Origin of the sequence: Thermogemmatispora sp., from assembly GCF_042408735.1 — a bacterium.
GTDB lineage: Bacteria > Chloroflexota > Ktedonobacteria > Ktedonobacterales > Ktedonobacteraceae > Thermogemmatispora.
Window position 1 is genome coordinate 91,058 of record NZ_JBHOQV010000198.1, and the last position, 10,463, is coordinate 101,520.

Consider the following 10,463-nt stretch of genomic DNA (forward strand, 5'->3'; position numbering starts at 1 on the left):
GGACTCTTCCTGCTCCTTCCTGGTCTCTGGTCTGGAGAACTGGAGCCTGGGGCAGTAGTCGGGGCGTGATAGAATAGGAGGAAGACGTAACCGCCCAGTTGCCCATTGTCCAGGCAAGCAAGGGTACATCGTGCAGTGTGAAAGGGAAGCATGCTCTACCGATCCATTCGCGAGCTGGCGGATGATATCCGCTCTGGAATGACGACCCCTGGAGAACTCGTCAGCGAGGCCCTGGAGCGTATCGAGGCGCTTGATGGCGAGCTGAAGGCTTTTGTGACCGTGATGCGTGATGCCGCTCTGGAGGCTGCCGAGGAGGCTGAGCGTGAGCAGCGACGCGGCTTCTTTCGGGGACCTCTGCATGGGATTCCCATTGCTGTCAAGGACCTGGTGGCTGTGCGTGGCGTCCCTCTGACCGCTGGCTCGCGGGTGCTGGCTGACTATGTGGCTTCCGAGGATGCCAGCGTGGTGGAGCACTTGCGGCGGCATGGGGCGATTATCATTGGCAAGACCAACACCCATGAGTTCGGTCTGGGGGTCTTCACGCCGCCGACGCGCAATCCCTGGCAGCGTGACCATGTCCCGGGGGGCTCCAGTGGTGGCTCTGCCGTGGCGGTGGCTGCCGGCATGTGCTCTGGGGCCATTGGTACAGATACCGGCGGCTCGATCCGCATTCCGGCGGCCTGTTGCGGCGTCACCGGGCTGAAGCCGACCTATGGGCGTGTCAGCTGTCATGGGGTCATTCCTCTCTCGCGCTCGCTGGACCACGTGGGGCCTCTGGGCCGCAGCGCCGAGGATTGCGCCGTGCTTTTCGACGCCATCGCGGGCTATGACCCGCGCGATCCTGAGAGCGTCTCTGGCCCTCCCTCGCGCTCGTCGGCGCTCCTTATTGAGGGGCCGGAGGGGCGTGGACCGCTCTCGCTGCAGGGGTTGCGGCTGGGGCTGCCGCCGGAGGAGTTTGTGGCGCCGCTCGATCCGGAGGTGCGTGCGGCCTGGCGCGCTGCGGTTCTCATCTTCCAGGAGGCCGGGGCCCAGATCAGCGAAGTGGCTCTCAGCCGACCGTCGCTCGCTACCTTCCGCACCATCCAGCTTCCCGAGGCGGCCTTTGCTCATCGAGAGCGCGGCTGGCTCAACGAGCGCGCTGCCTTCTATGGTCCTCTCACTCTGCGCCGTTTGCAGCAGGGGGAGCAGATCAGTGCCATCGACTATCTCCGCGCTCAGCAAGAGCGGCGGGCCTTCTCTACGCAATTGCGCTCCGTACTGCAGCGCGTTGATGCCCTTGTGCTGCCCGCTCAACCCATGCCAGCCATTCCCATCGCCCAGATCGATCAGGAGATTAGCATCGAGGGAGAGCGCGAAGAGGCCACCACCGCCTCTCTGCGTCTCACGCTGCCCTTCAACCTGGCCGGTTTACCCGTTGTGGCTTTTCCCTGTGGCTTCAGCCGGGCTGGTCTCCCTCTCGGCCTTCAGGTGGTGGGCAATGCCTTTGACGAAGCGACCGTTCTGAGAATCGCCCATGCCTACCAGCAGCTGACGGACTGGCACCGGCGAGAGATTCCCTGACCAGCACAGCAGGCAGAGAGGCAGAAAAGGAGGGCCTTATGGAAGCAGGTCCGGTGCGCCATCCTGATCCCGATCCGGCGCGCCAGAACGGCGCGCTTCAGCGCCAGGCGCCTCTGGAGGAGCTGCAGCAGGCTCTTGTTGAGCACCTGAAAGCACGCGGCTTCCTGCGGACAGCCCGAGTGGAGGCTGCCTTCCGGGCCGTGCCCCGGCACCTCTTTCTGCCCGGTGTCCCGCTCGAAGAGGTCTATCGCGACCAGGTTGTCCCCCTTAAGGTGGTCGACGGCGTCTGCATTAGCTCTTCCTCGCAGCCGGCTATTATGGCCATCATGCTGGAGCAACTGGGTCTGGAGCCTGGCCAGCGCGTGCTGGAGATTGGGGCCGCCAGCGGCTACAACGCCGCTCTCATGGCCCATATTGTGGGGGAGAGCGGCAGCGTAGTGACGGTCGACATCGATGAGGACCTGGTGGCGGGGGCGCGCGCTCATCTGGAGGCTGCCGGCTATGGGCAGGTGCGCGTGATCTGCGGCGACGGAGCTCAGGGCTATCCGCCAGCCGCCCCTTACGATCGTATTATTCTGACGGTGGCTTCGGGCGATATCGCTGCTCCCTGGTACGAGCAGCTGAAGCCCAATGGGCGGCTGCTATTGCCGCTGGTAGTCCGTGATGCCCAATTCTCGGTAGCTCTGGAGTGGCAGGGGGACCATCTCGAGAGCGTCTCGGTTCGCTGCTGCGCCTTCATGATGCTGCGTGGTCCCTTCGCCGAGGCAGGGGGGATCTTCGCTTTAGGCCCAGGGCCGGAGGCCAGTCCCGCCCTTCAACTGCGCCTGACTAACTATCAGCCCATCGATGGGGCCGCCCTCTATCGCACCCTCACCGGTCCCTGGTACGACCTGCCCAGCGGCATACTCTCCAATCTGCACGAGATTCACTATGCCTTCAATTCCTGGCTCTCCCAGCATGAGCCGGCGGCCTGCAGCCTGGTGGCTCAGCGCGAAGATCCCGCTCTGGCCGGGCTGCCCTGGCTTTTCAAGATCACTGGCCTGGAGACGCGCGTGACCGTCGGAATCGTGGCCGACAATCAGATCGCCCTCCTGGCCCTGCCTCCGGGCTGGCGGCAGGCGAGCAGCAGCGGACAGAGCAACCCGGCCGCCTGTGAAATCATGGTGCGTTGCTTTGGCGGGGCCGAATATCTGGCCCGCCGTCTGCTCGCGCTTCTGCGCGCCTGGGATAGGGCGGGCCGTCCTGCCGGCTGGTTCCTGTTCCCAGGCGATGAGCGTCTGCACCTGCGCATTTATCCCCACCAGGTTCCTTGCCCCGAGAAGCCGGCTGCCGGGCGCCTCATTCTGGCTCGGCGCTGGTCTCACCTGGTGATTGAGCGCCAGGCTTGATGGCCTCAAACTGGTGCTGAAGCTTGAGCATCTTGCGCTGCCAGGCCAGCCCATCCAGGTTAGCGGCCAGATGCTCCCAGGGGCTGGTCTGCCAGTCGTCGATGACTTTCGTCGGCGCCCAGGCGGGCAAAGTCATCTCCAGGCGCCGGGCCAGGCTCTGGACAAACGGCTCGTAAAGCGTCCGCAGCTCGGTGAGGCGCTGCTCACGTTCCGGCGAGGCTGACAGCCCCAGGTCCTCTAGTCCCGCCAGCAAACGGGCGCGCTCTTCTCCGACCAGGCGATCTGCTTCTGCCGACCGTGGCTTCACGTCGAAAATCTGAGCCAGGTCGACTGCGGCATGGCGTGCGATCGCGAAGGTGAACCAGGCGGTCTGCGCTGGCAGGTCATCCAGATAGGCGATAATCAGCGCGCAGGTGTCGAGGAGAGTCGTCAGGGCCGCCAGCCATGACTGGCGCTCGTGCTGTGAGCGGTAGTAGAGCAGGACAGGATAGGAGAGGTGGCTCTCCAGCAGCTCTGCCGCCCAGCGCTCCCATTCGCGCAGCAGACGCACCAGCTCAGGGAACTGCTCCCCGCGCGCATGCCGGCGCAGCAGCTCCAGGGCGCTGGGTGGCGAGCCGGCATGCGCATCGAGCTGGGCAATGCTGGCCTCACGCCGCGAGAAGGCCTGATAGATCACCGGCAAATAGCTCAGCACCAAAGCCAGAAAACCAAAGCCCGTGCCTGCCTCGATCACCGTCACCAGCCGCGGCAGGCCCGCTGCCGGCGCGATATCGCCGAGTCCTAGTGTAAAGAAGGTGGTCCCGCTGAAATAGAAGAGCGTGCTCAGCGAGGTCTGGCGCTCGGGCGCGTGCATGGCAGCTCCCAGGCTCCACTGCAGCAAGGCGAAGCCGCTGATCAGACCTACGGCCCAGATCACCAACAGGAATAGGAGCGAGAGCGGTCCATACAGACTCAGAAAGTATTCTCGCCTGGCCGCAGTGCGTACAAGATGGGCGGGGCGACGCCACAGCCACCAGCTCACCCGGAAAAGCAAATGGGCCAGGCGAAAGCGCCGTGAGACACGACGCGGTAATACTACCGTTTCAAAAGCGTCCTGCAGGATCGAGAGAATGAGGACAACGCTTGCCAGACCAACAATCAAGGACATAGCCCCTCTCCTCATATGTGCCAGGTCGACTCACTGGCTGGCCTGCTCGTGAGCAAACCAGACCGGACCAGCCAGTCAATCGTCACCACTGTTTCAGGCTAGCTCATTCAAGCGGAAAACGTCAAATCTCCCAGGCCGCTGCGCTGGCCTCCTCAACGCTCGCCAACGAACGAGTCAGGCAAGACGATGCCCGACCTCGCGCTTCATCAGCGGCGGACCAGCCGAACCGAGGCAGCACATCAACCAGAGCGCCAGCCTGTTGCGCCCGACACCTCTCATGCGGGCTGGCGAGTCCATTGACAAAGTGCCTGTCTCTCCTGTAATCTGTCTGGAGAGACGAAAAAGGCCTCTCTTCTCTGGCCTGCACTTCGCTTCGGAACGGGGGAGCTACTGGGGGAAAGGACTCTCTCCTCTGCACATCGATGACAGGCAGACGTGCAGGTCAGACATCAGCGAGCTTCTCTGTCTCATCCCACCTTGGGCCTCTTGTTGTCCAGAAAGGAGACCTGGGGTGGAGATGGAGACCAACACCTGAACGAAAAACGAGGACGCTGAACGCTTGAGGGTGCTCAGAGAAAGAAAGCAAGCAAGTACAAGATGGAACTGCTGACCGGTATAGTGCTGAGCGGAGCACATGGCATTTACGAGGTCTATACCGATCAGGGGAGGCTGCGTTGTACACTCCGCGGGAAGCTCAAGAAGGCTCTAGCTGAGGCCGCCCGCGGGCGTCCGGCGCGCGGACGGGTCACCGGTCCATTGGCCCGGCAGCAGCGCGCAGAAGCGGAGGTCGCCGCCCTGCCTGCGCGTCTGAGCGTTGGCGACCGCGTCAGAGTGCGGCGGCTGGATGCCGAGACGGGCGTGATCGAGGAGGTGTTGCCGCGCCAGAGCGAGCTTGCACGGCGCGACGTTGGCTCGCGCGAGAGCAATCCCCGATCGCAGACGCTGCTCGCCAATCTGGATCAGGTGGTGATTGTTTTCGCCACCACCCAGCCAGAGCCTCACTTCGGTATGCTCGACCGCTACCTGGCCATCTGCGAGCACGCCGAGCTGCACCCGATTATCTGCCTCAACAAGGTTGACCTGCCCCATGACCAAAGCGTTGAAGAGGCCGCAGCCCTCTATCAGCAGCTTGGCTATAGCCTCCTGTGGACAAGTTGTGAGACCGGCCAGGGCATCGAGCAACTGCGCGAGCTGCTCAAGGGCCATATCACCCTCTTCACTGGCCCTTCTGGCGTCGGCAAGTCCTCGCTGGTCAACGCTCTGGAGCCGGGCATGGCTCTGCGCACCGGCATGGTCAGCGCCGCCACCGGCAAGGGACGCCATACCACAACCGGCTCGCAGCTCTATCCGCTCTCCAGCGGTGGCTGGCTGGCGGACTCCGCCGGGATCCGGGCCCTGGCCGCCTGGAATATCCCCAAAGAAGACCTGGCTGGCTGCTTCGTCGAATTCCGTCCTTATCTGGGTGAGTGTTTCTACTCCGATTGCCTCCACGCCGACGAGGAGAACTGCGCCATCCGCCAGGCGGTCAGGGATGGCCTGATCAACGAACGACGCTATCAGAGCTACATCCGCATGCTCAAAGAAGAGGAGCGCTAGGATGGGCGCCCGGCCTGTCAGGCTCACCGGCAGACCCATCCGCGCGCTCGCCTGGCAGCCTGCCTAGAGCCAACGGCAACCCTACCTATTGCCGGTAGCAGTAGCAGGCTGGCCGGGAGCTGAGGACAACCGCTTTCATGGAACCCTGAGCCTGGTTCGCCGGGGAGCCGCGCGGGCCGGAATCCCTGTCCCCTCTGGCTGCAATCCCACGACGCGAACCTGGCCTGAGGACAGAACAGGTGGATGGCTCTCCTCGTCGCTCAGATCGCAGCTTTTGCCGACCCAGGCCCTGGCTGGAGATGGCCAGCTCCCTGGCCTCCGCAAGGAAGCACATACCCCGAGTGTTGCTCGCCGGCAGCTTCTGCGGAAGAGGGAGCTGGCAGGTCCTCGGGCGCTGGCGCAGCCTGGTGTGAGATGGCATAATCCTCGCCTCACCCCGGCATCCCTCTGCTGTCCTGGATCAGCGTCGGCAGTACCAGCCTTGTCCTCATGCCGCCCCTGCTCGACCGCTTGCTGCCCTCACCAGAGGGCCGTCCATCTCCAGCCACTGAGCCGGAAGCGAGACCCCCAAACCCATGCTGGGAGCCATTCGCCACCGGATCGCTCTTGATCAGGGGAGCAGCGGCCATCTCAGGGATGCCTATCTGGGCCTACTCTTCTCCGCTGCTTCGGCCAGCAGAGAGCTTCCGAGGCAGTGCTCTGCATCTGTGCTGCCTCCTGCGCTTCCGCAGCGAGCACGGCCTGAGCACTCCCCAGGTCTTGCGACCCTGAGCCGATCCAGCAGATGCAGCCCGAGAGCTACAGGCCCTTATGTGGCTGATTTCCTGTCTGGCAGTGCCCCACTCCCTGGCCGCTCCGCTGACGATCGGGCGGCTCTCATGAGGACCATCGATCCTCGCGGAGGAGCAGGGCATCTCCTCCAGGCGGCCCATCTGCGCCTTATCCTCTCTCAACACGAACCTTCGCCATCTATACCTGAAGCCTGCCCGTCCCATCCCAGAGGGCCTGCGGGCGCCACCTCGTCCGCGGCGAACTCCCAGTCAGGCGAGCTGGTCGGAGGGAGAAGCACTTAGGTTCCACGCAGACAAGCCAGCAGGCCAGTCAGCAGCTCCTCGTCCTGCTCCTCCAACACTGTGCGTGGATCAAGCAAGAGCGCATCGCGCAGGATACGTCCCACGATCGGCAGCGGACGAGCACGCAGGCGGCGCGCCAGCTCCTCCAAAGAACAGGGCACCTGTCCCGCCTCCAGCGCCAGCAGCGCCGTTGGTAGCGTCTCCCCTGGCAACGACCCACCACCGATCGTCGACTCACCGGGGCGCACCTGGGCCGCAAATCCCTGTGCCTGCAGAGTTCGTGCCCAGCGCTCCGCGCGCTCCTGCAGCCGCGAAAGAGGTAGAGCGATCATGCGCCAGATCGGAATAGCCTCCTCGGCCTCGCCGCGCTGATAGTGGCGCAGCGTGGCCTCCAGAGCCGCCAGCGTCAGCTTGTCCACCCGCAAAGCCCGCATCAGCGGATGGCGGGCGATACGCTCCACCAGGGCCGCCCGTCCCAGAATGATCCCCGCCTGTGGCCCACCAAGCAACTTATCCCCGGAAAAGCAGACCACATCGACGCCTGCGGCCAGGCTCTCCTGGGGCATAGGCTCGTGGGCCAGCCCATAGCGCTCGCTTGGAAGCAGACAGCCGCTGCCCAGATCTTCCATCACCAGCAGCCCATGATCGTGGGCCAGCCTCACCAGATCGTGGATAGGAGTCGACTCCACGAAGCCAGTCAGGCGGAAATTGCTGGGATGGACCGCCAGCAGCAGGGCCGTACGCTCCGAGATTGCCGCCGCATAATCGCTCAAGCGTGTGCGATTAGTTGTGCCCACCTCAACCAGGATGCAGCCGCTCTGGCGCATCACATCCGGCACACGGAAACCGCCGCCGATCTCTACCAACTGCCCGCGAGAAATAATCACCTCGCGGCCAGCCGCTAAGGTCGAAAGCGCCAGCAGAACTGCCGCGGCATTATTGTTTGCCACCAGGGCCGCCTCGGCGCCAGTCAGCTCGCGCAACAACGAGGCGGCATGAACATGACGAGAGCCACGTTCGCCAGCTTCCAGATCGTACTCCAGATTAGCGTAGCCCTGAGCCACAGCCTGCATAGCCTGCAGAGCGGCGGCGCTCAAAGGAGCGCGGCCCAGGTTCGTATTAATAATCACCCCAGTCGCATTGATCAGCGGACGGAGCGAAGGCTGGAGCGTTGCCGACAGCCAGCGGCGCGCGGCAGAGAGCAGCTCGGAAGGTGAAGGGCAAGGAGCGCCCTGACGGAGGGCCACGCGTGCCTCTGCCACCACCTGGCGCAGGGCACGCGTCGTCAGAGGGCGCCCGAACTCAGCGCTCAGCTGCAGGCCCTCGGGCGACTGCAAGAGAGCGCCGATCGAAGGAAGAAGACGCAACATCGCAGCATCCTCTGAGGATCAAAAGAGAACGCCCAGCAGAGGCGGGGCGATCCGCAGCGAGAAGCGGGGAGAGCGAGGCCGTTCAGAGAGCGGGCGAAGCCAGCGCGGTTGGACCGCGAGAGAAGATCCCCAGACTGCAGTCTGCAGTCCACCTGCTCTCCTGCTGGCCTCCTTGCTTGCTTGTTCGCTTGCTCGCCTGCCTGTCTGCTCGTTCGCCCGCCCACAGGCGGTTGCATCCTCATCGTCAATGCAGAGAATAATACATTGTAATGCCCAGGCTATTAGCGATCTTCCCCATAATGGCGTAGAGATCCGCATCGTGGAGTCGGCAAATTGCATACTGGTCGGCGAGCAAAGTTCGCAGAACGGGATAGAGCAGCTCTGTTTTCACCAGGCTATCGGTATCCAGGAGCGGATAATCCCGCTTCAGGAGCAGGTGGTGATAGGGACGGAGCTTGCCCCGGTAAGAAGTCAAGGCGACCACATTGACGGCGCCGGCATGGCGACAGAACGGCTCAGCGGAGACCACCAGTGCCGGGTGCCAATCCAGGATGCGTTTCTCCTCGATGCCGGGGGGAAGGGCGGGATAGCCAAAATTCACCCAGTATACCATACCGAACTGCACAGGCGTATGATACGTCAATGCTTCAGGCGGCAACTCCGGTGGATGAGGCATAGCGTTTTATCCAGACACCCTACCTTAACACATCACATAATAAATCCAGATGGTGCTCAGTAACGAAATGATACCACAAAAAAGGCCAGCATGCATCTGGCGCAGGGTAGTCATTACCGGTGAGCGGAGACGGTGGAGGTACGGCTTGAAGCATCGCCGCTTTCGCGCTGGGCGTAGAAGCAAGCGCTGGTGAGAGGCCAAGAGCGCTCGACCAGGCTCAGGCGCTCCTCGCGTTCCTCCTCACTTTCCTCCAGGAGGGCCTGAGAGATCAGCTCCATCTCCTGCTGATACTGCTCAGCGAGCAAAGAAGAGCGCTTGAAGTCGCAATTCGTCGCCATAGAGAATACCTCGTTCCTTCTTCCTTCCTTCGTCCTGTTCCGTCCTGACCAGAAAACAGCATCCGGCGCCACCGGGCCGAACTGCTGCAGGCTGGCGCGAGGGTCACACCCGTGCTGGTGGGGAAGCGCATTTTCTTCGACGCAGGAGATTATACCAGCAAAACTGCCCTGCGACAATGGCAGGCCCCCAGACTTTCCTAAACAGCAGTGCTCTTCGCCAACCTCCCCAGAAAAGTGCTTGACATCATCTGCCCCGTCAGCTATAATGGACACGTCAGCCAGACAGACAGCGAGCTGCTGACTGCAACTGACTGATTTCCCGTGGGCAGTTTCCGGAGCGGTCAAACGGGGCTGACTGTAAATCAGCTGGGAAACCTACGGGGGTTCGAATCCCTCACTGCCCACCAGCGCACAAGCGGCATGCCTCAACAGGGCGTACGCTCGGACGGACGAGGGGAGTGGGCGAAAGGGAGTGGCGGCTGTAGGGCAGCGGTGCACCTGTGCGAGCGTGGAGAAGCTGAGCGCGAGCGCGTAGGCAGAGAGAGGTGGCTGGAGGAGGAGAGCAAACGCCCGCCGCCTGGTGTGAATGCGCTGATGATCTGACTGGCCCGTGTGGCGCAGCGGTAGCGCACAGTCTTGGTAAGACTGTGGTCATGGGTTCGATTCCCATCACGGGCTCCCGTGGTTTCTGATGATGCCTTGCTGCTTTCTAAGGCATGCATCTTCACGAATATCCGCGCCGGATCTTTCTACATTTCGCTGCCGTCTTCTGATACCGTCGCCGCTTCCCTCCTTCTTCGAAGATTCTTTCCTCTCCCGGTGGCTTGCGTCAATAACCATCCTGAGAAGAGGCGAAGAATCCGAAAGGGCGAGAGAAGCCAGGTCGGATGCCAGACCGGCCCGTGCGCTCGGTCACTCGCTCGTCGATCCGCCTGAAAATACGCCGGAAAGCATAAGCATAATAAGAAGTAGCCTGGCCAAAAGAGCAATACGCGGGTGCCGCAACGAGGCGTGTGTCCTGAGTGAGAGTCTCAGGAGACGGCTGCTGTGTGTCTAGCGCCGGTCGCTCTTTTCTTATCTCTTCATCACTACATCGCACGAGTACGGTCGAATTGCAGGAGGAGCCTTTGAGGTTATGGCGAAGCAGAAGTTTGAGCGGACGAAGCCGCATGTGAATGTGGGCACGATCGGGCACATTGACCACGGGAAGACGACGCTGACGGCCGCGATCACGCGGGTGCTGTCGCGGGTGCTTCCGAGCGCGGTCAATAAGTATATTGCCTTTGACCAGATTGATAAGGCGCCCGAGGAGCGG

At 62.7% G+C, this 10,463-nt stretch carries 8 protein-coding genes and 2 tRNA genes; 6 read left to right on the forward strand and 4 right to left on the reverse strand.

What is annotated here, in order from left to right; all coding sequences use genetic code 11:
- Positions 1-150 precede the first annotated feature (150 nt).
- Both ACFMO7_RS21275 and fxlM read left to right on the forward strand, forming a co-directional pair.
- Positions 151-1,560: an amidase gene (locus ACFMO7_RS21275; RefSeq protein WP_376797488.1), complete on the forward strand. Its 1,410-nt coding sequence runs from the start codon at positions 151-153 to the stop codon at positions 1,558-1,560.
- 38 nt (positions 1,561-1,598) lie between these two features.
- The gene (fxlM, locus tag ACFMO7_RS21280; RefSeq protein ID WP_376797489.1) at positions 1,599-2,948 is read left to right on the forward strand and encodes a methyltransferase, FxLD system; all 1,350 of its coding nucleotides are present in this window, start codon (positions 1,599-1,601) and stop codon (positions 2,946-2,948) included.
- Here the strand turns inward: fxlM and ACFMO7_RS21285 are convergent.
- Positions 2,899-4,095 carry a potassium channel family protein gene (locus ACFMO7_RS21285; protein ID WP_376797490.1) on the reverse strand — a complete coding sequence of 399 codons (1,197 nt, stop codon included), beginning with the start codon at positions 4,093-4,095 and terminating at the stop codon, positions 2,899-2,901. The two genes, fxlM and ACFMO7_RS21285, sit on opposite strands and share 50 nt — an antisense overlap.
- Positions 4,096-4,692: 597 nt before the next feature.
- On the opposite strand from ACFMO7_RS21285, the gene rsgA reads away from it, so the two are divergent.
- On the forward strand, positions 4,693-5,691 hold the full coding sequence (gene rsgA, locus ACFMO7_RS21290; protein ID WP_376797491.1) for a ribosome small subunit-dependent GTPase A: 999 nt from the start codon (positions 4,693-4,695) through the stop codon (positions 5,689-5,691).
- Positions 5,692-6,760: 1,069 nt separating this feature from the next.
- Here the strand turns inward: rsgA and selA are convergent.
- The 3 genes from selA to ACFMO7_RS21305 all read right to left on the reverse strand — a co-directional run bounded on the left by selA (position 6,761) and on the right by ACFMO7_RS21305 (position 9,148).
- On the reverse strand, positions 6,761-8,134 hold the full coding sequence (gene selA, locus ACFMO7_RS21295) for an L-seryl-tRNA(Sec) selenium transferase (protein WP_376797492.1): 1,374 nt from the start codon (positions 8,132-8,134) through the stop codon (positions 6,761-6,763).
- Positions 8,135-8,378: 244 nt separating this feature from the next.
- Positions 8,379-8,747 (reverse strand): type II toxin-antitoxin system PemK/MazF family toxin, encoded by a 369-nt coding sequence (locus ACFMO7_RS21300; RefSeq protein ID WP_376797493.1) that lies wholly within the window; start codon positions 8,745-8,747, stop codon positions 8,379-8,381.
- A 176-nt stretch (positions 8,748-8,923) separates the two neighbouring features.
- Positions 8,924-9,148 carry a hypothetical protein gene (locus tag ACFMO7_RS21305; protein WP_376797494.1) on the reverse strand — a complete coding sequence of 75 codons (225 nt, stop codon included), beginning with the start codon at positions 9,146-9,148 and terminating at the stop codon, positions 8,924-8,926.
- A 323-nt stretch (positions 9,149-9,471) separates the two neighbouring features.
- On the opposite strand from ACFMO7_RS21305, the gene ACFMO7_RS21310 reads away from it, so the two are divergent.
- From ACFMO7_RS21310 to ACFMO7_RS21320, 3 genes are all read left to right on the forward strand, one after another.
- A tRNA-Tyr gene (locus tag ACFMO7_RS21310) sits at positions 9,472-9,555 on the forward strand.
- A 199-nt stretch (positions 9,556-9,754) separates the two neighbouring features.
- Positions 9,755-9,826, forward strand: a tRNA-Thr gene (locus ACFMO7_RS21315).
- Between the two features lie 457 nt (positions 9,827-10,283).
- Positions 10,284-10,463: GTP-binding protein (locus tag ACFMO7_RS21320; protein WP_376797172.1), on the forward strand; the 180-nt coding region annotated here is incomplete at its 3' end.

What these genes read in the sequence shown, in the direction of transcription:
- ACFMO7_RS21285 (WP_376797490.1), bottom strand. Translation starts at nt 4,095, where the DNA reads ATGTCCTTGATTGTTGGTCTGGCAAGCGTTGTCCTCATTCTCTCGATC.
- selA (WP_376797492.1), bottom strand. Translation starts at nt 8,134, where the DNA reads ATGTTGCGTCTTCTTCCTTCGATCGGCGCTCTCTTGCAGTCGCCCGAG.
- ACFMO7_RS21275 (WP_376797488.1), top strand. Translation starts at nt 151, where the DNA reads ATGCTCTACCGATCCATTCGCGAGCTGGCGGATGATATCCGCTCTGGA.
- ACFMO7_RS21300 (WP_376797493.1), bottom strand. Translation starts at nt 8,747, where the DNA reads ATGGTATACTGGGTGAATTTTGGCTATCCCGCCCTTCCCCCCGGCATC.
- rsgA (WP_376797491.1), top strand. Translation starts at nt 4,693, where the DNA reads ATGGAACTGCTGACCGGTATAGTGCTGAGCGGAGCACATGGCATTTAC.
- fxlM (WP_376797489.1), top strand. Translation starts at nt 1,599, where the DNA reads ATGGAAGCAGGTCCGGTGCGCCATCCTGATCCCGATCCGGCGCGCCAG.
- ACFMO7_RS21305 (WP_376797494.1), bottom strand. Translation starts at nt 9,148, where the DNA reads ATGGCGACGAATTGCGACTTCAAGCGCTCTTCTTTGCTCGCTGAGCAG.